This window comes from Amycolatopsis sp. NPDC049253 (assembly GCF_040678995.1).
Taxonomy (GTDB): Bacteria; Actinomycetota; Actinomycetes; order Mycobacteriales; family Pseudonocardiaceae; genus Amycolatopsis.
In genome coordinates, this window is the sequence record NZ_JBFAQX010000022.1 from 36,454 (window position 1) to 58,515 (window position 22,062).

Annotated in this window: 20 protein-coding genes and 1 pseudogene; 8 read left to right on the forward strand and 13 right to left on the reverse strand. The window is 72.0% G+C overall.

Translation table 11 applies throughout. The features are described from left to right. Positions 1–61: 61 nt before the first annotated feature. Positions 62–1,564 (forward strand): 30S ribosomal protein S1, encoded by a 1,503-nt coding sequence (gene rpsA / locus AB0K15_RS35040; protein WP_364060441.1) that lies wholly within the window; start codon positions 62–64, stop codon positions 1,562–1,564. A 157-nt stretch (positions 1,565–1,721) separates the two neighbouring features. Here rpsA and AB0K15_RS35045 read toward each other — a convergent pair whose 3' ends face one another. Continuing rightward, entirely contained in the window at positions 1,722–2,354 is a 633-nt protein-coding gene (locus AB0K15_RS35045; protein ID WP_364060444.1) for a TetR/AcrR family transcriptional regulator, read from the reverse strand. Positions 2,355–2,578: 224 nt separating this feature from the next. Here AB0K15_RS35045 and AB0K15_RS35050 point away from each other — a divergent pair, with 224 nt between their 5' ends. Then, entirely contained in the window at positions 2,579–3,019 is a 441-nt protein-coding gene (locus AB0K15_RS35050; RefSeq protein WP_364060447.1) for an OsmC family protein, read from the forward strand. An 18-nt stretch (positions 3,020–3,037) separates the two neighbouring features. Then, on the forward strand, positions 3,038–4,027 hold the full coding sequence (locus tag AB0K15_RS35055) for a DJ-1/PfpI family protein (RefSeq protein WP_364060454.1): 990 nt from the start codon (positions 3,038–3,040) through the stop codon (positions 4,025–4,027). A gap of 45 nt (positions 4,028–4,072) precedes the next feature. Here the strand turns inward: AB0K15_RS35055 and AB0K15_RS35060 are convergent, their stop codons facing one another. Next, complete coding sequence (locus AB0K15_RS35060) at positions 4,073–4,288, reverse strand: hypothetical protein (protein ID WP_220242033.1); 216 nt, start codon at positions 4,286–4,288, stop codon at positions 4,073–4,075. A 215-nt stretch (positions 4,289–4,503) separates the two neighbouring features. Between AB0K15_RS35060 and coaE the strand changes: the two genes are divergently transcribed. Both coaE and thrS read left to right on the forward strand, forming a co-directional pair. Next, positions 4,504–5,691, forward strand: coding sequence for a dephospho-CoA kinase (gene coaE, locus AB0K15_RS35065; protein ID WP_364060457.1), 1,188 nt, complete (start codon positions 4,504–4,506; stop codon positions 5,689–5,691). A gap of 154 nt (positions 5,692–5,845) precedes the next feature. Further along, entirely contained in the window at positions 5,846–7,087 is a 1,242-nt protein-coding gene (thrS, locus tag AB0K15_RS35070; RefSeq protein WP_364060460.1) for a threonine--tRNA ligase, read from the forward strand. 4 nt (positions 7,088–7,091) lie between these two features. Here the strand turns inward: thrS and AB0K15_RS35075 are convergent, their stop codons facing one another. From AB0K15_RS35075 to AB0K15_RS35110, 8 genes are all read right to left on the reverse strand, one after another. Then, entirely contained in the window at positions 7,092–7,667 is a 576-nt protein-coding gene (locus tag AB0K15_RS35075; protein ID WP_364060463.1) for an HD domain-containing protein, read from the reverse strand. A 21-nt stretch (positions 7,668–7,688) separates the two neighbouring features. After that, complete coding sequence (locus tag AB0K15_RS35080) at positions 7,689–8,315, reverse strand: response regulator transcription factor (RefSeq protein ID WP_364060466.1); 627 nt, start codon at positions 8,313–8,315, stop codon at positions 7,689–7,691. Next, entirely contained in the window at positions 8,312–9,643 is a 1,332-nt protein-coding gene (locus tag AB0K15_RS35085) for a sensor histidine kinase (protein ID WP_364060469.1), read from the reverse strand. The genes AB0K15_RS35080 and AB0K15_RS35085 overlap by 4 nt, the downstream gene beginning before the upstream one ends. After that, positions 9,640–11,166 carry a glycosyltransferase family 39 protein gene (locus tag AB0K15_RS35090; RefSeq protein WP_364060472.1) on the reverse strand — a complete coding sequence of 509 codons (1,527 nt, stop codon included), beginning with the start codon at positions 11,164–11,166 and terminating at the stop codon, positions 9,640–9,642. Before AB0K15_RS35090 ends, AB0K15_RS35085 begins: the two co-directional genes overlap by 4 nt. A 111-nt stretch (positions 11,167–11,277) precedes the next feature. Further along, the gene (locus AB0K15_RS35095) at positions 11,278–12,666 is read right to left on the reverse strand and encodes a glycosyltransferase family 39 protein (protein ID WP_364060762.1); all 1,389 of its coding nucleotides are present in this window, start codon (positions 12,664–12,666) and stop codon (positions 11,278–11,280) included. Between the two features lie 125 nt (positions 12,667–12,791). Next, on the reverse strand, positions 12,792–13,517 hold the full coding sequence (locus AB0K15_RS35100) for an ABC transporter permease (protein ID WP_364060475.1): 726 nt from the start codon (positions 13,515–13,517) through the stop codon (positions 12,792–12,794). A 26-nt stretch (positions 13,518–13,543) separates the two neighbouring features. Next, a complete protein-coding gene (locus AB0K15_RS35105; RefSeq protein WP_364060478.1) occupies positions 13,544–14,449 on the reverse strand; it encodes an ABC transporter ATP-binding protein in 906 nt (301 codons plus the stop codon). A 141-nt stretch (positions 14,450–14,590) separates the two neighbouring features. Beyond that, entirely contained in the window at positions 14,591–15,109 is a 519-nt protein-coding gene (locus AB0K15_RS35110) for a DUF402 domain-containing protein (protein ID WP_364060481.1), read from the reverse strand. Between the two features lie 153 nt (positions 15,110–15,262). On the opposite strand from AB0K15_RS35110, the pseudogene AB0K15_RS35115 reads away from it, so the two are divergent. The 3 genes and pseudogenes from AB0K15_RS35115 (at position 15,263) to AB0K15_RS35125 (ending at position 19,175) form a co-directional block, all read left to right on the forward strand. Next, a pseudogene (locus AB0K15_RS35115) lies at positions 15,263–16,481 on the forward strand (DUF5685 family protein). Between the two features lie 79 nt (positions 16,482–16,560). After that, complete coding sequence (gene uvrB / locus AB0K15_RS35120; protein WP_364060484.1) at positions 16,561–18,720, forward strand: excinuclease ABC subunit UvrB; 2,160 nt, start codon at positions 16,561–16,563, stop codon at positions 18,718–18,720. A 95-nt stretch (positions 18,721–18,815) separates the two neighbouring features. Beyond that, entirely contained in the window at positions 18,816–19,175 is a 360-nt protein-coding gene (locus AB0K15_RS35125) for an MmcQ/YjbR family DNA-binding protein (RefSeq protein ID WP_364060487.1), read from the forward strand. A gap of 78 nt (positions 19,176–19,253) precedes the next feature. Here AB0K15_RS35125 and AB0K15_RS35130 read toward each other — a convergent pair whose 3' ends face one another. From AB0K15_RS35130 to AB0K15_RS35140, 3 genes are all read right to left on the reverse strand, one after another. Then, positions 19,254–19,649, reverse strand: coding sequence for a VOC family protein (locus tag AB0K15_RS35130; RefSeq protein ID WP_364060490.1), 396 nt, complete (start codon positions 19,647–19,649; stop codon positions 19,254–19,256). Positions 19,650–19,753: 104 nt separating this feature from the next. Then, entirely contained in the window at positions 19,754–21,157 is a 1,404-nt protein-coding gene (locus AB0K15_RS35135; protein WP_364060493.1) for a S28 family serine protease, read from the reverse strand. 108 nt (positions 21,158–21,265) lie between these two features. Continuing rightward, positions 21,266–22,018, reverse strand: a complete 753-nt coding sequence (locus AB0K15_RS35140; RefSeq protein WP_364060496.1) for an enoyl-CoA hydratase/isomerase family protein — start codon at positions 22,016–22,018, stop codon at positions 21,266–21,268. Positions 22,019–22,062: the final 44 nt, after the last annotated feature.

Here is a 22,062-nt window from a genome sequence, read left to right on the forward strand (position 1 = left end):
ACGCCCCATCGCGCCGCCAACTGGACACCCTACGATCCCATCCACCGGAGCAACCCGCCTAATGACCACCGACACCGCCACCGCCCCGACCGCCCCCATCGGGGCCCCGCAGGTCGCCATCAACGACATCGGGTCGGAGGAAGACTTCCTCGCGGCTATCGACAAGACCATCAAGTACTTCAACGATGGCGACATCGTCGAGGGCACGATCGTCAAGGTCGACCGCGACGAGGTCCTGCTCGACATCGGCTACAAGACCGAGGGTGTCATCCCCTCGCGCGAGCTTTCCATCAAGCACGATGTCGACCCGGCTGAGGTTGTCTCCGTCGGCGATGAGGTCGAAGCTCTCGTTCTCCAGAAGGAGGACAAGGAAGGCCGCCTGATCCTGTCCAAGAAGCGCGCTCAGTACGAGCGCGCCTGGGGCACGATCGAAGAGCTCAAGGAGAAGGACGAGCCCGTCAAGGGCACCGTCATCGAGGTCGTCAAGGGTGGTCTCATCCTGGACATCGGCCTCCGCGGCTTCCTTCCCGCCTCGCTGGTCGAGATGCGCCGCGTGCGCGACTTGCAGCCGTACGTCGGCCGCGAGCTCGAGGCGAAGATCATCGAGCTGGACAAGAACCGCAACAACGTGGTCCTGTCCCGCCGCGCCTACCTCGAGCAGACGCAGTCCGAGGTCCGCAGCGAGTTCCTCAACAACCTCGCCAAGGGCCAGGTCCGCAAGGGCGTCGTGTCCTCCATCGTCAACTTCGGTGCCTTCGTGGACCTGGGTGGCGTCGACGGCCTGGTGCACGTCTCCGAGCTGTCCTGGAAGCACATCGACCACCCGTCCGAGGTCGTCGAGGTCGGCCAGGAGGTCACGGTCGAGGTCCTCGACGTCGACATGGACCGCGAGCGCGTGTCCCTGTCGCTGAAGGCGACCCAGGAAGACCCGTGGCGCCAGTTCGCCCGCACCCACGCGATCGGCCAGATCGTGCCGGGCAAGGTCACCAAGCTCGTCCCGTTCGGTGCGTTCGTGCGCGTCGAGGAGGGCATCGAGGGCCTGGTGCACATCTCCGAGCTGGCCGAGCGCCACGTGGAGATCCCGGAGCAGGTCGTCCAGGTCAACGGCGACGTGATGGTCAAGGTCATCGACATCGACCTCGAGCGTCGTCGCATCTCGCTGTCGCTGAAGCAGGCCAACGAGGGCGTCACGCCGGACACCGAGTTCGACCCGACCCAATACGGCATGGCCGCCGAGTACGACGCCGAGGGCAACTACATCTACCCCGAAGGCTTCGACCCGGACACCCAGGAGTGGCAGGACGGCTTCGACAAGCAGCGCGAGGAGTGGGAGCGGCAGTACGCCGAGGCCCTCACGCGCTACGAGGCCCACATGGCGCAGGTCAAGAAGGCTGCCGAGGCCGACGCCGAAGCCGCTGCCGATGCCGCCACCGGCATCGAGGGTGGCAGCGGGGGCGACCAGACCTACACCTCCGCTCCGGCCGAGGCCAAGAGCGGCGGCACGCTGGCCAGCGACGAGCAGCTCGCGGCTCTGCGCGAGAAGCTGTCGGGCGGCCAGGGCTGAGTCACGCCTGATCGCTGAGCACCACTGAGCCAAAACACCGCGGCCCCCGTCCGAACCGGACGGGGGCCGCGGTGTTTTCGTCAGTACTCACAGTGTTCGAAGTGGACGATCCCGAGCCCGGAGTGCCGGCGGAACCCGGCGGTGGCGCGGGCCGGTGTCAGTTGTGGAGGCCGAGCCCGGTGATCATCGACAGCACGCCGGTGCGGTACATGTCCTCATTGGCTTCGTCGGTCGGCTCGATGAACCAGTCGCTCAGCGGCGTCTGCGAGCGGATCGTGAGCTCCACGCTGACCAGGCCGTGCATGGCCGTCCACAGCAGATAGCCGTAGTCGCGCGAGTCCGTGCCGGGATCGCTGACGCGGCGGATCTTGCCGACGAACATCGCGAACGTCGTCCGCAGCACCGCCGTGCGCAACTCGGGGTCGGGGTCGTAACCGTGGACCGAGCGTTCGAACATCATCGCGTAGCGAGCCGGGCTCTCCAGCGCGAAGCGGCGGTAGGCCAGCGCTACCTCGAGCAGGTCCGCGACGCCGTCGTCGGTCTCCGGCGGCACGTCGAGCAGCTCGTCGCGCAGGAGGTCGAACGCGCGCTCGTACAGCGCGTCGAGCAGGCCGGTGCGGCCGCCGAAGCGCGTGTAGACGGTGATCGTGGACGCGCCGGCCGCCTCGGCCACGCCGCGCACGGTGAGCCCGCCGACGCCGCGGTCGGTGAGCACGTTGAGGGCGGCGTCGAGGAACCGGCTCCGGTTGTGCTGGTCGACAGGCTGCGTCGACAGATGGCGGGTGGCCACGACCCTTACCCCCTTCGCCCGTGCCGCGCAGGACAGGTCCGCGTCTCGCCTGCCGAAGATACGATATTCACGCTCGCTTGGGAACTTCGCCATGCGGCCGGATCTGTGGGATCTTCGTCCTGTGGACCTCGCCACGGCGGGGCACCACTTCGTCCACAAGCGACGTTGGGTGAGCTGCAGGGGTGCAGCGGCACCGTCGAGAACCCGAGCAGGAGGCAAACCGGATGACTGAGCCGGAACCGGGCACTGTTGTCGTCAGTGAAGCAGGCGAAGGCCGCTTCACCCAGCACGTGACCGCGGGCGGTTTCGAGCTCGTCGTGGACGAGCCCAAGTCGGTCGGCGGCGACGGCAGCGGCCCGACTCCGTACGACCTGCTCCTCGGCGCGCTCGGCTCCTGCACGGCGATCACGCTGCGGATGTACGCGGACCGCAAGAACATCCCGCTGGCGAACGTGAGCGTGCGGCTGCGCCACGACCGCATCCACGCGCGCGACTGCGAGCGCTGCGAGACCGAGGTCGGCATGATCAGCCGCATCACCCGGGAGATCGAGCTCGAAGGCGACCTCGACGACGAGCAGCGCGCGCGGCTGCTGGAGATCGCGGAGAAGTGCCCCGTGCACCGCACGCTGGAGCACGAGATCGACGTCCAGACGAAGCTGGTCTGAGGAAACGGGGTGCGCGCCATGGAGCGGAGCGAGCGGGTCGTCGTGGTCGTCTACGACGCGGTGCGGCTCCTGGACGTGACCGGGCCGCTCGAGGTGTTCGGGATGGCCAACGAGCACGGCGCGCACTACGAGTTGCTCACCGCGTCGCCGGGCGGCACCGACGTGCGCACCACCACCGGCACGCGCCTGGGTGCCGACGTGGCGCTCGAAGACGTCGACGTCGAGGGTGGCACGCTCGTGGTGCCGGGCAGCCCGAACTGGCAGGTCACCGTGACCGACGAGCACCTGCTCGACGAGGTCCGCCGCCTCTCCCGGCAGGCGCGGCGCACGGCGTCGGTGTGCGCGGGCGCGTTCACGCTCGCGGCCGCTGGCCTGCTGGAGGGCCGCCGCGCGGCCACGCACTGGGAGCTCGCCGACCAGCTCGCGCGCCGCTACCCCGGCGTCGAGGTGGACTGCGAAGCGATCTTCGTGCGCGACGGTCCGGTGATCTCCTCGGCCGGTGTCACCTCGGGCATCGACCTGTCGCTCGCCCTCGTGGAGGAGGACCTCGGCTCCGAGGCCGCGCGGCTCGTCGCGAAGCACCTCGTGGTGTTCCTGCAACGGCCCGGCGGGCAGTCGCAGTTCAGCGTCCGCCTCGCGGCCCAGCCCGCGCGCAACGACCTGCTGCGGAGGATCATGGACCGCATCACCGCGGACCCTTCGGCCGACCACAGCCTGTCGCTGCTCGCCGACGACGCGGGCGTCAGCGTCCGCCACCTCACGCGGCTGTTCCGCGACCAGATGGGCACCTCGGTCGCCCGGTTCGTGGAAAGCACCCGCCTGGAGGCCGCCCGGCAGCTGCTGGAGACGGGCACGGACCCGCTCGACGTGGTCGCGCGCCGCACGGGGTTCGGCTCGGCGGAGACGCTGCGCCGGGTGTTCACGCGGGAGCTGGGGGTGCCGCCGAGCGCCTACCGGGCCCGCTTCCGGAGCACGGGCGCCCCGGCGCTGGCGGGCGCCGGGCGGTAGCGCCGGGCCGTGACCGCGTGGCCCGACCGTTGTGGCGCCGTGGAGCTACGAGGTCGAGACGACCGGAACCCAGATGCGTTCCAGCGCCGCGGCGCGGGCGCGGCGGCGGAGGCCGGCGAAGCTGTGCTGGGCGGGTACGAGGAGGGCGCTGAGCCACGTGCGCCGGTATTCGGCGAGGGCTTCCGCCACGGGGCGGTAGCCGACGCAGTGCACCAGTCCCGGCGTTCCGAGCCGGTGCTTCCCGACGTGCTTTTCCGCCATCGTTCCTCCGTGTGGGCGACCCTTCCGCCGCGCACGGTACGCAATGGCGCCGGTAAAACCGGGTAGCCGCCCGGCGTGTCACCCGGATCAGTCAGCCAGTTTCGGACAACGCCCTTGATTTTCGACTTGGGGTGTGCCTTTACCCGTGCGAGTGCACGTGCAGGGCTCTGACGTCCCCTGATCGGGTGGCGGGCGGCGCTGGCTAGGGTGAGGTCATGCTGCGAGTGGGTCTGACGGGCGGGATCGGCGCGGGGAAATCGACGGTGGCGAACCGGTTCGCGGAGCACGGCGCCGTGCTCGTGGACTCGGACCGGATCGCGCGCGAGGTCGTCGAGCCGGGCACACCCGGGCTGGCGGCCTTGGTGGAGGCGTTCGGCGAGGACATCCTCGCCGCCGACGGTTCGCTCGACCGCCCGGCGCTGGCCGCGAAAGCGTTCGCCGACGACGCGTCGCGCAAGCGCCTCAACGGGATCGTGCACCCGCTCGTGGGCAAGCGCACGGCCGAGCTGATGGCCGAGGCCGCCGACGACGCCGTGATCGTCCACGACATCCCGCTGCTCGTGGAGGGCAACCTGGCGCCGGCGTACCACCTCGTGGTGATCGTCGACGCTCCCGTGGAGGTCCGCGTGCGCCGGCTCGTGGAGGTGCGCGGCATGGCGGAGGCCGACGCGCGGGCGCGGATCCGCGCGCAGGCCAGCGACGAGCAGCGCCGCGCGGTCGCCGACGTCTGGCTCGACAACGGCGGCGCGCAGGACGCCGTGCTCGCCGAGGTCGACGCGCTGTGGGCCGACCGGCTCGTGCCGTTCGAGGCCAACCTGCGGCTGCGCAAGCCCCGCCCGCCGATGTCGCCCGTGATCGCGCCCTACGACTCGACGTGGCCGCTGCAGGCCGAGCGCCGGCTTGCGCGCCTGCGGCAGATCGCGGGGGAACGGCTGCTGCGCGCCGACCACATCGGGTCCACCGCCGTGCCCGGGCTGCCCGCCAAGGACGTCCTGGACCTCCAGCTCACCGTTCCCACCTTGGCCGACGCCGACGCGCTCGCCGAACCGCTGGCCGACGCCGGTTTCCCCCGGCTGGAGGGCGACTGGTGGGACGACCCGCAGGACGGCTCGGCCGCGCCGTGGCCGAAGCGCCTCCACGTCGGGGCCGACCCGAAGCGCCCGGTGAACCTCCACGTCCGCACCCCCGAGACCCCGGCGTGGCGCCTTGCGCTGCTGTTTCGCGACTGGATCCGCGCGCACCCGGCCGAGCGTGACGCGTACGCGGCGGTGAAGGAGCAGCTCGCGCGCGAGCACTCGGCCGACGGCACCGTCGCGGACTACGCCGACGCCAAGCAGGGCTGGGTCAACGACGCGTTCACGCGCGCCGAGGTCTGGGCCGGGCAGACGTCGTGGCAGCCGTGAAAAACCGGGTGCGCGACCGGCAGCGGCGCTGTTAGCGTCGCCGGCATGCAGCGCTCGGTCAGCACGACGACGCCGGACACCGTCCCGGCGCGCTGAAACCTGAGCGAACCCAGCCCCGGGGTGGTCACCCCCGGGGCTTCGTCGTGTCCCGCGGGTGTCCGCCTCGGCCGTCCGCGAGGAGACCCCGATGCCCGACCACCGCAGGATCGGCCGTGAGCTCGGCCTGTTCGGCACCGACCCGCTGATGGGCGCCGGCCTGCCCTACCTGCTGCCCGACGGTGCCGTGGTCCGGCACGAGCTGGAGGAGTACGTCCGCGACGTCGAGCGCCGCGCGGGCTACCGCCACGTCTACTCGCCGGTGCTCGGCAAACGCGAGCTGTACGAGATTTCCGGGCACTGGGCGCACTACCGCGACGACATGTTCCCGCCGCTGGACTTCGGCGGCGAGCAGCTCGTGCTGCGGCCCAGCCTGTGCCCGCACCACGCGCTGATCTACCGCTCCCGGTCACGCAGCCACCGCGAGCTGCCGCTGCGGATCGCCGAGCTGGGCGGGATGTACCGCGCGGAGCTGTCGGGAGTGCTCGGCGGACTGGGCCGGGTGCGCGCGATCCAGCTCAACGACGCCCACCTGTTCTGCCGCCTCGGCCAGGTCGCCGACGAGGCCCGCGGCGCGCTGGAACTCATCCGCCGTGTCCACGCGGACCTGGGGCTGCGCCCGGCGCGCTACCGGCTCTCCCTCGCCGGCGGCTCGGGGGATTACGTCGGCTCAGCCGAGCACTGGGCGCGCGCCGAAGCGCTGCTCGTCGAGGCGCTGGAGGGCTTCGACTACGACGTGGCGCCGGGCGAAGCGGCGTTCTACGGCCCGAAGGTCGACGTCCAGGTCACCGACAGCGCCGGGCGCTCGGCCAGCCTTTCCACCGTCCAGGTGGACTTCCACCAGCCCGAGCGGTTCGACCTGGGATACGTCGGCCCCGACGGCGCCGTTCACCGGCCGGTGCTGGTGCACCGCAGCCTGCTCGGCAGCCTGGAACGCGCGATGGCCCAGCTGCTCGAAGAGCACGGCGGGGCCCTGCCGCCGTGGCTCGCGCCGGTGCAGGTGGTGGTGCTGCCGGTGTCCGACGCGGAGCTCCCGCAGGCGGACGCGCTCGTGCGGCGCGGTCAGGAAGCCGGTCTGCGGGTGGAGCTCGCCGGCCCCGATCGCGGGAGCCTCGGTGCCCGGATCCGCGACCACCGGCTCGTGCCCTACCAGGCGGTGATCGGCGCCCGGGAGGCCGAGGCGGACCTCGTCGCGCTCCGGCTGCGTGACGCCCGGCGGCGGGATCCCTTGCCGGTGGCGGAATTCGTGGCCGCCGTCGCCGAGCGGGTCGCGGCGCGCGGGGCGGTGTTGTGGCCGTGACGCCTCAGCCGAGCGGGTTCGCGGCGAGCCGGCCCTCGATGCCGTCCGCGACGGCGCCGCCCGCCGCGCTGTCGGGCTTGCGCGCCGCCTGGTCTTCGAAGCACGCCAGGAACTCCGTGCCGAAGTCCAGCCGCGGATAGGCGGTGAGGACTTTGGCCCGCGCCTCGAGCGGGAACTCCTCCGGGCGCCGGCCGGAGACGTCCCAGCTCGTGGCCACCTGGAGCAGGTGGGATTCGGCGTCGACGCTCGCCGAGACGTCCTCGCGCATGTGCAGCACGATGATCTCCTCGACATGCGCGGCACGGTCGGCCGGCCACCCGGCTGCGGCCCCGAACACCCACGCCAGGTGCCCGCCCGCGTCCTCGAACGGGAGGCGGTGGTTGTCGAACTCGGCGGTGAGCCCGAGGTCGTGCAGCAGCGCCGACACGTAGTAGAGCTCGTCGTCGAACGCGATCCCGTGTGCCGCCGCGTAGTGCGCGCCCCAGAGGTAGGAGCGGACCGAGTGATTGAGCAGCGCGGGCGAGCAGAACCGCGTGGCCACGGCCAGCGCGGCCGCGGCGGCGGGCGTCTCCGGGAACATGCGCTCAGCTTCGCACAGGAATCAGGAGCCGAGCAGGCCTCGCTCGAACGCCACCGCCACGGCGGCGGCCCGGTCTTTCACGCCGAGCTTCGCGTACGCGTGGATCAGGTGCGTCTTCACCGTCGCCTCGCTGATGAAGAGCTTCTTCGCCGCGTCCTTGTTCGTGGACCCGCGGGCGACGAGCGTGAGCACCTCGATCTCGCGCTGCGACAACGGTTCCTTCGCCGGGGCGCGCATCTGCCCCATGAGCCGGCTCGCGACGGCGGGGGAGAGCACGGCCTCGCCCCGGGCGGCCGCGCGCACGGCGCGGAACAGCTCCTCGCGCGGCGCGTCCTTGAGCAGGTAGCCCGTGGCCCCGGCCTCGATGGCCGGCAGCACGTCGGAGTCGGTGTCGTACGTGGTCAGCACCAGCACGCGCGCCGGGTTGCCGAGGCGGGCGAGCTCGGTGATGGCGGAGACGCCGTCGGTGCCCGGCATGCGCAGGTCCATCAGCACCACGTCGGGTTCGAGCGACACCGCGAGGGTCACGGCCTCGGCGCCGTTCGCGGCCTCGCCGAGCACCTCGAAGCCGTGTTCGCCGGTGAAGATGCCGCGCAGGCCGTCGCGGACGATCGGGTGGTCGTCGGCGATGAGCAGTGTGACGGTCATGCGGACGCCCCCTCGTTCTCGATCCCGCCCAGTGTGGCAGCCGGGACGGCGGGCAGGTTCACCGAGATCGCCGTGCCGCCACCGGGTTCCGACTCCACGTGCAGCGTGCCCGCGAGCCGCTGCACGCGGCTTCGCATTCCTGGCAGCCCGAAGCCGCCTTCGCTCGGGGGCGGGTTTTCGGGATCGAAGCCGACGCCGTCGTCGACCACGTCGAGGGTGACCTCGTCGCCCATGTACGAGAGCGTGAGCCCGACACGGCCGGCCCGGGCGTGTTTGGCCACATTGGACAGTGCTTCCTGCGTGATCCGCAGCAGCGTCGCCTCGATCTCGGGGTGCAGCGCCTCGGCCGTGCCCGTGGTCGAGAACGTGGCGGGCACGGTGGTGCGCTCGCTCCACAGCCGGGTCACCTCGGCGAGCGCGTCGGGCAGCGTCGCCGACTCCAGTGGCTCCGGCCGCAACGCGTGCACGGACCGCCGCGCCGCCGTCAGGTTCTCCCGCGCGAGTGCCTTCGCGGTGTCGAGGTGCCGCTGCCACTCGGCGGGGTTCTCCCGGGCCTGGGCGGCGGCTTCGAGCTGGGTGATGATCCCGGTGAAGCCCTGCGCGAGCGTGTCGTGGATCTCCTGGCTCAGCCGCTGGCGCTCGTCGAGGACGCCGGCTTCGCGCGCTTGCGTGAGCAATTGCCGTTGCAGGCCCCGGTTTTCGGCCTCGGCGGCGGCGAGCTTGTCGAGCGCCCGCTTGCGTTCCGCGCTCTGCCTGCCGACGGCCGCGAACACCGCGCCGCCGCCGCCGATCGCGGCCGTCTGCACGATCACCAGCGTCACCCAGATCGCCGGGGCCGTGGCCAGCGCCTCGATCGGGCCGCCGTTGGCGACGGTGTTGATGAGCAGCGACGTGACGGCCACGCCGAGGAGCGACACGACCAACGGCCGCATGCGCATGGCCGCGAAGAAGCCGTGGACCATGAAGATCAGGAAGTAGGTCTCGCGCGCTTCGAGCGCCGAGCCGAAGCTCACGACGCCGGCGAAGCTCAGCGCCGCGAAGGCGGCGTTCTCGCGCACCCGGGCGCCGGGCAGCTTGTGGGTCACCAGGAGCCACACCGCGGCGCCGGCCGCGATCGCGAGCGTGGTGAGCCGGTGGGCGCCCGTCTGGTCGACGCGCAGCAGGCTCAGCACGGTGGGGATCGCCAGCAGCACGAACGGCGCGGTCGTCTCGGCGCGGTTGAACCACGAGTGCCACCGCAGCGGCGGATCCCCTTCGCGCGGCGACAGGGGCGCCAGGAGCGAGCCCCGCCAGTCGAGCTTCACGCCCCGCGCGTCTTCCGGCCTCATGCCTTCAGATCTTTCACCTGCGGCCAGATCACGGGCCAGCTTTCGGTGCGGCCGGTGAGCAGCCAGATCGGCAGGTGCTCGCTGGCGTTGAGCACGCCCAGGCGGTTCCGCACCGAGCCGGCGACGCGGGCGTCGCGGAAGTGCGGCGCGAGCTTGGCGGGATCGGCGCCCACGAACAGCACGGTGTCGGCGTCGTCGGCCGGCTTCCCGAAGTACCAGAAGCCGCGGCTGCCGCTGTAGGCCTCCGGCAGGCCGGCTTCCGGCCCGTAACGGTCGAGCGCGCCCGCCTGCCAGTAGCCCGCGGTCACCAGCGCGGTGTGCGAGCGCTGCTCGGGTGGCAGCAGCCGGTAGACGTCCGCGACGGAGGTCGCGAGGTCCGGCCAGCCGACTTCTTCGGTCGCGTAGGCGGGATGCGGTGCGTCGGGGTGCTCCACGAGCCACTGCGCCGGCCACACCGGCAGCGCGTACGGGAGGCTGTAGAGCGCGGACAGCACGAAGACCGGCCACGTCGGCACCCACCGCCACCAGAGAGCGGGCCGGTGGTCCTGCAGGTGCACGGCCGCGGCAGCCCAGAGGAGCGGGAACATGCCGGCGGCGTAGTAGAAGCGGCCGTTGGCGGCGAGGAACACCAGGACCACGCCGATCGTCGTCCAGCCGAGGAACCGGTACGGCCGCAGGCTTCGCGCGGCGAGCAGCACGCCGAGGCCGTAACAGACCCCGAGGGCACCGATCACGAGCCCGGCGCCGGCGAGCAGGCCCGGCAGGAACTCGGTGCGGCCGCCGCCTTCGGTGACTTCGCGCGAGACCGCGTCGCCCATGCCCAGCTGCGGCCAGCCGTTGAGCGACTGCCACAGCAGCGTCGGCACGCACGCGAGCGCGGCGATCCCCGCGCCGGCCCAGAGCTTGGGCCGGCGCAGCAGGTCGCGCGGGCCGAACACGAGTGCCGTCACGGCGGTGATCGCCCAGAACGCGCCGATGAGGAACTTGACGTTCAGCGCGACGGCGGTGACCAGGCCCAGCCACAGCAGGAGGTTGTCGTCGCGGGTCCGCAGCCAGCGGACGAGCAGCCACAGCACCAGCGCCCACAGCAGCGGATCCACGGTGGAGGTCGCGAGGTAGTGGCCGCTGCCCACGAACTGGCCGCAGATCGCGTACGCGGCGGCAGCTCGGGTCTGGGCCTTGCGGCCGGCGCCGAGCTCCCGCGCGATCAGCGCCGTCACCACGACCCCGGCTGCGGTGGCGAGGATCGCGGGCAGCCGGAAGACGACGAGCGAGCCGGGCGCGATCGCGTCCATCAGCGCGGCGAGCAGCGGCAGCACCGGGGGCTGGTCGGCGTACCCGAAGGACAGGTGCTTGCCGGCGGCGAGGAAGTACAGCTCGTCGCCGAAGTAGCCGTAACGGCCGGCCGTGGCCAGCAGGACCGCCGCGGTCCCGGCTGCGAGCAGCGCCACCGGACGCCGGGCGAACCCGGCCACGGCCGTGTCCGGCCTGGTGGGTGCGCCTGCCGTGGTCACGGCTTCCATCGTGCTCCTGTCGTCGTTCGGGCACCGTCGCCGGCCGGGCCCGTTGCGCGGCACCCTACGGCCCGGGGCCCGGCACCACCGGCTGGTGTGTGGCGCCGGGCACACCCGGGATCAGCTGTGCGTGTTCACCAGGTGCGGCCAGATCTGCAGCCACGGCTGCAGGCGGCCGGTGGCGAGCCACAGCGGCGTGTCGTCGGCGACGCTCGGCAGGGCCGTGCCGGTGTCGACCTTCCCGATCCGGCGCAGATCGGCGAAGTGGCCGAGCAGCGGCCGCGGGTCCGCGCCGATGAACAGCACGCTGGTGTCGGAATCCGGCGGCACGACCAGCGTCGCGTAACCGCGGTTCGGGCTCGCGGGCTCCGGCAGGCCGAGGGGACGGCCGTAGTGGTCGAGCGCGCCGGCCGACCAGTAGGACTCGCCGACCAGTGCCGTGTGCGCCGGGTCGGGCAGCTTCGCGAACTGGTCCGCCACCGAGCGCGCGGCCTCCGGCCAGCCGATCTCGGCGAACGCGAACGTCGGCGAGGGCAGCTTCGGGTTCGCGGCGAGCCACGGCTGCGGCCACACCGGCAGCGAGATCGGCAGGGCCAGCAGCGCCGCGAGGACGTACACCGGCCAGGTCGCGAGCCAGCGCCACCAGCGCGAGGCCCGGCCGGTCTCCAGTTCCACGGCGGCCGCCGCCCAGCACGGCGCGAACATCCCGGCGATGTAGTAGGAGCGGCCGTCTACGAGGATGAACACCGCGGCCAGGCCGAGCGTGGTCCACGCCAGGAAGCGGTACGGCCGCAGCTGCTGCGAGCGCAGCAGGCGCCACACGCCGTAACACAGCAGCGCGATCCCGATCGGGAACCCGGCGACGAGCAGCGCCGAAGGCAGCCACAGCAGCCGCCCGCCCCACGTCTGGTCCACCTCGGCCGAGATCGCCTCGCCCATGCCGAGCTGCGGCCAGCCGTGCGTGGCCTGCCAGATCAGCGTGGGCACCAGCGCGGCCACGGTGATGGCGGCGCCGGCCCACAGCTTCGGGCGCCGCAGCAGCTCCCGCGGCCCGAAGACCAGCAGCGCGATGATCGCGACGGCCCAGAATCCGCCGATCAGGAACTTCCCGTACAGCGCCACGGCCGTGACCACCCCGGCCCAGAGCAGCAGGGTGTCGCTCCGGGTGCGGATCCAGCGGACCAGCAGCCAGATCACCACGGTCCACAGGAACGGGTCCAGCGTCGAGGTGGCCAGGTAGTGGCCCGACGCGATGAACTGCGTGCTCACCGCGCACGTGGCCGCGGTCAGGGCCTGGGCCTTCGCGCGGCCGCCGAGCTCGCGGGCGATCAGGGCGGCGAACACCACCGCCGCGACCATCGCGAGCATCGCCGGGAGCCGCAGCACGAAGACCGAGCCGGGCGCGATCGTGTCCATGGCCCGCGCCAGCAACGGCAGCATCGGCGGCTGGTCCACGTAGCCACAGGCCAGGTGCCTGCCGGCGGCGAGGAAGTAGAGCTCGTCGCCCATGTAGCCGTAGCGGCCGGCGGTGAGCAGCAACGCCACGCCGAGCAGGCCGGCGAGCACGAACACCGGGACGCGGGCGAACGGGGCGGCCACGCGCTGCGGGGCGGGCAGCGTCGTCAAGGACACGGTCACTCCCACCGGAAGGCGCGGGCCGCGATCGCCGAGCAGACCACGGCGAAGGCGACGAGCGAACCGAGCTGCAGCAGCTCGGGCGAGTTTCCGGCGGCCGCCTCGCGCAGGCCGTTGATGGTCGCGCCGAGGGGCAGGACGTCGGCCACGTGCTGCAGCACCGGAGGCAGCTGCTCCTTCGGCACCCAGACCCCGCCGAGCGCGAGCATCGGGAAGAACGCCGCGGCGCCGATGCCGCTGGCCGCGCGGTTGGTCGGCGCGAGCGCCGCGATGAGCGTCCCGACGGAGAACAGCGCCAGTGCGCCGAGCACCATCACGAGCAGGAACCCGCCGAGGTTCTCCGGCAACGCCATGCCGAGCGCGATCCTGCCCACCCCCAGGACGAGCAGGATCGCGACCGCGGCGGCGGCGAGGTTCACGAGCAGCTGCGCGGCGAGCAGCCGCCCGGGTGGCACCGGGCTGGCCGAAAGGCGCTTGAGCACACCCTTCTCGCGGTAGGTGGCCACGGCGGCCGGGAACATCATCACCGCGAGCATCGCGATGAGGATCGCCACGGCCATCGGCGCGATCAGCGTCGGCAGCGGCGCGTGGCCGCCGAACGCGGCGCTGGGCTTGCTCGAACCCGGCATCAGGCCGAACACGAGCAGCAGCGCGAGCGGGATGCCGACCACGGTGACGGGTGCCGCCGGGTCGCGCAGGAACAGCTTCGCCTCGACGGCGGTCATCTTCGTGAGCATGTCTTCGAGTCCCCTCAGTCCAGTTTCCGGCCGGTCAGCGCGACGAAGGCGTCGTCGAGGTTCGCCTGGTCCACGCGCAGGTCACCGGCGAGCACCTGGTTGCGGGCGAGGAACGACGTGACGGTCTGCAGCGCGGTGGCGCGCCCCGTGACCACGAGCTGCGAGCCGTGGCGCTCGACCTCGAGCACGTCGGGCAGCGCCGCGAGCTGCGCGAGGTCGACCGGCGCCGACGGGCGGAACCGGATGCGCTGCTCGTCACCGACCTGGCGGACGAGCCCGGCGGGCGTGTCGATGGCGACGACGCGGCCCGTGTCGATCACGGCGATCCGGTCGCAGAGGCGCTCGGCCTCCTCCATGAAGTGGGTGACGAGCACGACCGTCACGCCCTCGTCGCGCACCGCCTCGACCAGGTCCCAGGTGTCGCGCCGGGCCTGCGGGTCCAGGCCCGTGGTGAGCTCGTCGAGCACCGCGATCTCGGGGCTGCCGACGAGCGCGAGCGCGATCGACAGGCGCTGCTGCTGCCCGCCCGAGAGCTTCTTGTAGGCGGTGTCGCGCTGGTGCGCGAGCCCGAGCAGGTCGAGCAGCCGCTCGGTGTCCGCCGGCTTGCGGTAGAAGGACGAGTACAGCTCCAGCGCCTCGCCCACGCGCAGCCGGTCGGGCAGCCGGCTCTCCTGCAGCTGCACGCCGAGGCGCTGGCGCAGCTCGTGCCGGTCGCGCCGCGGATCGAGCCCGAGCACCGACAACGTGCCGCCGTCGGGCGTGCGCAGGCCTTCGAGGCATTCGACCGTGGTGGTCTTGCCCGCGCCGTTCGGGCCGAGGATCCCGAAGATCTCGCCCCGCTCGACGGCGAACGACACGTCGTCCACCGCCACCTTGTCCCCGTAGGTCTTGTGGAGGTGCTGGACCTCGGTCACCGGCATGTCCGCCGTCCCCTCTCGAGCTCTTCTTCCGTCGTGAAGAAGAGTCCCGCGGGGAAGGGGTGCGGCGGATCGCCGGAACGGCCAGAACCGGCATCCACCGCCAGGCGGCGGGCATCCACCGATCGGTGGACCCGGGGACCCCTAGGGGTGCCGGCGCCAGGTCGCGGTGATGTCCTTTGTGGACAGCCAGGCGGCGAGGTCGTAGCCGTGTGCGGCCAGCCCTTCCACGGCGGCGTAGGCGGTTTCGAGCGCGTACTCGCCTTCGGCCTGGGGCAGCAGGCCCGCGGAGACGGCGGCGAGCAGCTCGTCGGAGTCGATCACCCGCACGGAGACCTTGTCCTTGAGCACGAGGTCGAGGTAGAGGTCCGTGGAGAACCACCGGGTGCCTTCGCGGCGCACGCGCACCACGTCGAGGTAGAAGGTCTGGTCGCGTTCGTGGCCGGGGTTGAACCAGAAGTCGGTGATGCGCAGGCCGAGGCCGGGCAGCAGCCAGGATTCCAGGTAGCGGAACTGCTCGCGCCCCGGCGTCGGGCGCGCGAGGTACAGCCCGAACGGCTCGGTCCGGAACTCCTCCACCTGCCGTTCGATGCCCTTGGGGTCCACGTTGACGCCGGCGGCCGGGTCGAAGCTCTCCACCTTCGGCGGGTGCACGTCGGTCATCCGCCCATCCTGCCGGGCGCGGGGCGCGGGGAGCGGCCCGCGCGGCCGGGTGTCCGCGAAATCCACCCGGTTGCCGGGGTGGTCACGGCTCGGCCACTTCAGCGCCGGAAGTCCTGTTCGCCCGTTACGGTGACCCGGACCTGGGGAGGGATCGTGTTCGGAATCATCCGGCCATGCCGGCACCGCCTGTCCGCACGGCTGCACGCCGACTGGCTCGCGCACCTGTGCGGGCTCTGCCTCGCGTTGCGCGACGAGCACGGGCACCTCGCGCGAGTGGTGACGAACTACGACTCGCTGGTGATCTCCGCTCTCGTGGAGGCACAGGCCGCGGGCCGGCGCCGGAACGCGGGGCCGTGCGCGTTGCGCGGGATGCGTTCGGCGTCCGTCGCGCGGGGCGAAGGGGCGCAGCTCGCCGCGGCGGTGTCGCTGGTGCTCGCGTCGGCGAAGGTGGGTGATCACGTGGCCGACGGTGACGGGGCGTTCGGCCGGGCGGCGCTGCGCACACCGGCGAAGAGGCTCGCGGCGCGGTGGGCCGCGCAGGGCGCGCGCACCGGCGCGGCCATCGGCTTCGACACGAGGGTGATGGTGGACGCGGTGGCGCGGCAGAGCACGCTGGAACACGGGGTGATCGCGGGGGACTCGCTGCTGCCGGTGACCGAGCCGGCCGAGGCGGCCGCGTCGGCGGCGTTCGCGCAGACGGCCGTGCTGGCGGGGCGGCCCGGCAACGTGGCACCGCCCGCCGAGGCCGGGCGGCTGTTCGGGCGGGTCGCGCACCTGCTCGACGCGGTGGAGGACCAGCCCGCAGACGACGCGGCGGGGACCTGGAACCCGCTGACGGTCACCGGAACCGGGCTCGCCGAGGCGCAGCGGCTCGCCGTGGACGCGGTGCTCGGGGTCGAGCTGGCCGTGCACGAGGCGTCGTTCGCGCAGCCGGCGCTGGTCCACGCGCTGCTGGTGCACGAGTTGCGCCAGGCCGTGACCCGGGCGTTCGGGCACCGGCAGGAGCCGCCGCCCGGATGGCTCGGGCCGAGACCGGTGCCGCCGGGGTGCCGCCGGGCGGTCGGCCGGGGTGGGGGCCGCCCCCGTCGGCGCCCCTGCCGCCGCCCCCGCCTCCGCCGAAGCCCCCGAAGAAGAAGCGCAAGCCCGGGGAGGGGCCCGAAGACGGGGACGGCGGTGGCTGCTGGGTGCCGAGGTTCGCCGTGCCGCCCCGCGCGGGTTCTTCGAGGGTTGCGCGGTCGCGACCTACCTGTGCTGCAGCTGCCAGTTCTGCTGCCGCGACCCGTTCCCGGGGCCGTGGAGCGGGAAGGTGCGGCAGAACCACTGCGATTGCGACCCGTGTGAGCTGCTCTGCGCCTGCGGTGGCGGCTGCTGACCGGGTCCCGGCGCAGGTCAGCGGGGTCGACGCGGCGCTCGGCTGAAAACTGTCGGGGGGTCGGCCTACTCTGGTGGACGTGGCTTTCGCAACCGAACACCCCGTCCTCGCGCAGTCCGACTTCCGGCCGGTTTCCGACGTTCCCCGTTCCGGCGGCCGGTTCGAAGTGATCAGCGAGTACACGCCCGCCGGCGACCAGCCGGCGGCCATCGACGAGCTCGAACGCCGGATCAAGGCGGGCGAGAAGGACGTCGTGCTGCTGGGCGCCACGGGCACGGGCAAGTCGGCCACCACCGCGTGGCTGATCGAGCGCGTGCAGCGGCCCACGCTGGTCATGGCGCCGAACAAGACCCTGGCCGCGCAGCTGGCCAACGAGCTGCGGGAGCTCTTCCCGAACAACGCGGTCGAGTACTTCGTCAGCTACTACGACTACTACCAGCCCGAGGCGTACATCGCGCAGACGGACACCTACATCGAGAAGGACTCGTCGATCAACGACGACGTCGAGCGGCTGCGCCACTCGGCCACGATGAACCTGCTCTCGCGCCGCGACGTGATCGTGGTGGCCAGCGTGTCCTGCATCTACGGCCTGGGCACCCCGCAGTCCTACCTCGACCGCTCGACCAAGCTCGCGGTCGGCGCGCAGGTGGACCGCGACGTGCTGCTGCGCGCGCTGGTCGACGTGCAGTACACGCGCAACGACATCGCGTTCGCGCGCGGCACGTTCCGCGCGCGGGGTGACACGGTGGAGATCATCCCGGCGTACGAGGAGCTGGCGATCCGGGTCGAGTTCTTCGGCGACGAGATCGAGAAGCTCTACTACCTGCACCCGCTGACCGGCGACATCGTGCGCGAGGTCGACGAGGTGCGGATCTTCCCGGCCACGCACTACGTCGCGGGGCCGGAGCGCATGGAGAAGGCGATCAAGGGCATCGAGGCGGAACTTGAGCAGCGCCTCGCGGAGCTGGAGAAGCAGGGCAAGCTGCTGGAGGCACAGCGGCTGCGCATGCGCACGGCCTACGACATCGAGATGATGCGCCAGGTTGGGTTCTGCTCCGGCATCGAGAACTACTCGCGCCACATCGACGGCCGCGAGGCCGGGTCGGCGCCCGCGACGCTGATCGACTACTTCCCGGACGACTTCCTGCTCGTGATCGACGAGTCGCACCAGACCGTGCCGCAGATCGGCGGCATGTTCGAGGGCGACATGTCGCGCAAGCGCAACCTCGTCGACTACGGTTTCCGGCTGCCGAGCGCGGTCGACAACCGGCCGCTGACGTGGGAGGAGTTCTCCGACCGCATCGGGCAGACGGTGTACCTGTCGGCCACGCCGGGGCCGTACGAGATGGGGCAGACCGGCGGCGAGTTCGTCGAGCAGGTGATCCGGCCGACCGGCCTGGTCGACCCGAAGGTGGTCGTGAAGCCCACCGAGGGCCAGATCGACGACCTGGTGCACGAGATCCGCGAGCGCGCCGAGAAGGACGAGCGGGTGCTGGTCACCACGCTCACCAAGAAGATGGCCGAGGACCTCACCGACTACCTGCTGGAGCTCGGCATCCGCGTGCGCTACCTGCACTCGGAGGTCGACACGCTGCGCCGCGTCGAGCTGCTGCGCCAGCTGCGCGCGGGCGACTTCGACGTGCTGGTCGGCATCAACCTGCTGCGCGAGGGCCTCGACCTGCCGGAGGTGTCGCTGGTGGCGATCCTCGACGCGGACAAGGAAGGCTTCCTGCGCAGCGGCACGTCGCTGATCCAGACGATCGGCCGCGCGGCGCGAAACGTGTCCGGTGAGGTCCACATGTACGCGGACAAGATCACCGACTCGATGCAGCACGCCATCGACGAGACCGACCGCCGCCGCGCCAAGCAGGTGGCCTACAACGAGGAACGTGGCGTCGACCCGCAGCCGCTGCGCAAGAAGATCGCCGACATCCTCGACCGCGTCTACAGCGAAGCCGACGACTCCGACCAGGCGGTCGCCGTCGGCGGCTCGGGCCGCAACACCTCGCGCGGCAAGAAACCCGAACAGGGCGACCGCGTCCGCAGCTCCGGCATGCTCGTGGACAAGGACGTGTCGGGCATGCCGCGCGCCGAGCTGGCCGACCTCATCCAGCAGATGACCGACCAGATGATGCAGGCCGCCCGCGACCTGCAGTTCGAGCTCGCCGCCCGCCTGCGCGACGAGGTGTCGGACCTGAAGAAGGAACTGCGCGGCATGGACGCGGCCGGCATCCGCTGACGCCCTCGCGGCCCTCCGGATGCGGCCGGTCGCGCGGGCCCAGGGGGGCAGCGGCTCAGGCCGGGTCTCGCGGGGCTGGACGGAGGTGAGCGGCGGTGCGGCTCGACGAGGTGATCGAGCACTGCCTGGGCAAGCCCGGGGTCGTGGAGACTTACCCGTTCGGGGAGCACGTGCTCGTGGTGAAGGTCTCGGGCAAGGCCTTCGCGTTCATCGGGCTGGAGCGGCCGGGTTCGGTGGGGCTCAAGTGCGGTGGCACCCGTGAGGAGGCGGCCGAGCTGCGGGAGCGCTACCCGGAGTCGGTGGGTGTGCTGGACTACCTCGGTCGCTACGGGTGGAATCGCGTGGATCTGGGCGCGCACCCGGAAGCCGCGGTGCCCGGCGAGGAGCTGAAGGAGCTGCTCGACGCTTCCTATGCGGCTGTGCGGGCGAAGCTGCCCAAGGCGCGCCGGCCCTGAGCGCAACAGGACCGCGCGGGCAGAGTTGAGCGGGTCAGAACCGAGCGGTCACGACCGGGCTGGGCAAGGGCCGGACGGTCACGGGCGGGACGGCGCGGGAGCGTTCTCGTCCGGCTGGAGCACACCGAAGATGTTGCCCTCGGTGTCCTTGCAGTACGCGAGCCAGCCGACGCCCGGGACGGGGTCCTTCGCGAGCGCCATGGTGCCGCCGGCCTTGGCGACTGCGTCGATAGTGGCGTCGACGTCGGCGACCTCGATCGTGTTGACGAAGCCGGAGACCGGGGCGTCCTCGGCGGGGGCGGGGCCGCGGCGGGGGAGGAGGCCGCCGTCGATGCCTTCGCCGTCGCCGGTGGAGACGACCCAGTACGGGACCTCGCCCCACTGCTCGATCTTCCAGCCGAACACGGCGGTGTAGAAGGCGACCGCGCGCTGCGGGTCGCCGGCGTGGATTTCGAAGTGGACGGGCCGGGGCATGGCTGCCTCCTCAGACCGGGCCGACAGGGCGCGCCCGACACTACGCCCTCGCGCCCCCGCCCGCCGTCACGCGAAGAGCGGATCCGCCAAGATCCACAAAGGACTCAGAGGCGCGGGCGGTCCGCCATGACCTGGTTCGCGTCGAAATCCGGGAACCCCGCCGGAGCCGCGGCCGAAGCCAGTGACCGCGAGGAAGCGGCCGGCAGGCCGGCCCAGCGGCGGATCGTCGCGGTCGCCTCCGCCGCCTGCGCGGCCGGCAGCTGCGCGATGGTGGAACCGTGGTTGCCGCCCGGCACGAAGTAGCGGTAGGAGTCGCGCGAGCCGTACCCGAGCTCGAAGGGCTCGGCGCCCCACGGGTCGTTCGAGCCGTACACGAACAGCAGCTGCCGTCCGTGCGCCTTCACCCAGAAATCGACGTCCGGCATCGCCAGGAAGTCGAAGCGCGGCAGCTTCACCGAAGCGGGCACGAACGTCGAAGGCACGTCCGTGCCCGGGTAGCGCAGCAGGTCGCGCAGGTAGCTGTCGTACGCCTCGGGGGAGCCGAGTTGCACCGCGGCCTGGTAGTAGTACGGCACGAACGGCTCGAGCTCCTGGTCGGAGTACGTGTTGAGGCTCTCCACCTGCTCGAACCACGCCCACACGTCGGCCGTCGGCGCGCCCGGCTTCGGGATCGACGCGCACGCCGACGCCGGCTGGTACTGCCAGAACGCGAAGTACGAGTCGATCACCGAGATCTCCAGCGACTCGTCGATCGAGCCCACCGTGGTGAACGTGTAGCCCTTGCGAGCAGCGTCGTCGGCCGCCAGCGCACCCAGCTCGTCCCGCCGCTTCAGCGCGTCTCGCTGGATCGCCTTGAGCGAAGCGCGGCACGCGGGGTCGCCGACGTTCGCGAGGAAGTGGTTGTACTTGTCGAGCGGGTCGATCACGTCGTTGGGCGCGACGTAGGGGATCGTGCCGTTCACGTCGTCCGGGTAGAACCGCCGGAAGTACGTGGCGGTCATGCCGCCCTTGCTGCCGCCGGTCGCGAGCCACTTGCCCGGGTAGATCTTCTTGAACGCCTGCACGGCGTCGTGCTCGTCGGCCGCGGCCTGCCAGATCGTGAGGTCACGCGACCAGTTCGCCGGCTGCGGGCGCGAAGGCGTGAAGTAGCGGTACTCCATCGAAAGCTGGTTGCCGTCCACGATCCGCGTCGGCTCGGAGCGGTTCGGCGACAGGGACACGTTGTACCCGCTGGTGAACGCGACCGTCGGCGCGGCGAAGTCGCGGTGCAGCAGCGTGTACCGCTGCTCGAACTTCGGCCCGTCGGGGCGGCGGTGGTCGGCGGGCTGCGTGAACGTCAACTCGAAGAACCGGTACCCCGCGGGCGCCGGGTCCTCCTTCACCACCGTGAGGCCCGGGATCGTGGCCAGCGCGGCGGCGATGTCCCCGTCGCCGGCCGCGCTCGCGACCGGTGCGAGCCCCACGGCCGCCAGCACGGCGGCGGACAAGACGGTGAGCAGCCTGCGCACGTGGTTCCCTCTCGACGGCCCCGAGATCAACTTCCGGATCCTCACAGACCCGGCCGCGCCCGGCAAGGCGCGCCATCCGGTCGGGCGCCGACTTCCGTAGGGTCGGATCTAGCGCTTCAGCACACGCTCCACATAGGACTTGATGCTCGCCAGCGACTGCGCCGACCGCCACATCCGGTCCACGTGCACGTCGTCGGCGGCGCGGTTCTCCGCGATCCGCTCGTGGTAGGGCTGGCGCAGCTGCGCCTTGGTGTGGGCGAACGCCTCGGCCGGCAGCTCGCCGAGGCGGGCGGAGAGCTCACGCGCGCGGCCGAGCACCTCTTCCGGCGCCGCGACCTCGTCGACCAGGCCGCGGGCGAGGGCGTCGTCGATGGTCAGCGTGGCACCGCTGTACATGAGCGCGGCGAGTGGGTTCGTGCCGTAGGCGCAGCGCAGGATCTCCGTCGCGGCCAGCGGGAAGGGCACGCCGACGAGCAGTTCGGTCACGCCGATGCGCCCGGGGCCGGCGGCGGCCACGCGGTGGTCGCACCCGGCGGCGAGCACCATCCCGCCGGCGATCGCGTGGCCGTTGACGGCGGCCACGAGCGGGCGCGGGAAGCCGAAGACCGCCAGAAGCGCGTCGGAGAGCGCGGGCAGGAACTCACCGACGTAGCTCGATCCACCGGCGTCGACGCTGACCAGGTCGACGCCCGCGGAGAACATGTCTCCCGAGCCGGTCAGCACCGCGGCTTTCGCGACGTCGGCCGCCTCCTCGAGCTTGAGCACGAGCTCCCGGCAGGTGGCGGTGTCGAGGGTGTTGCCGCGGCCGTGCTCGAGCGTGAGCACGGCGACGCCGTCTTCGACTGCGAGGTGGATGGTCACGCGAGGAGACGTTACCGGCGTCCGGCCGCCCGTGCGGGACGGCC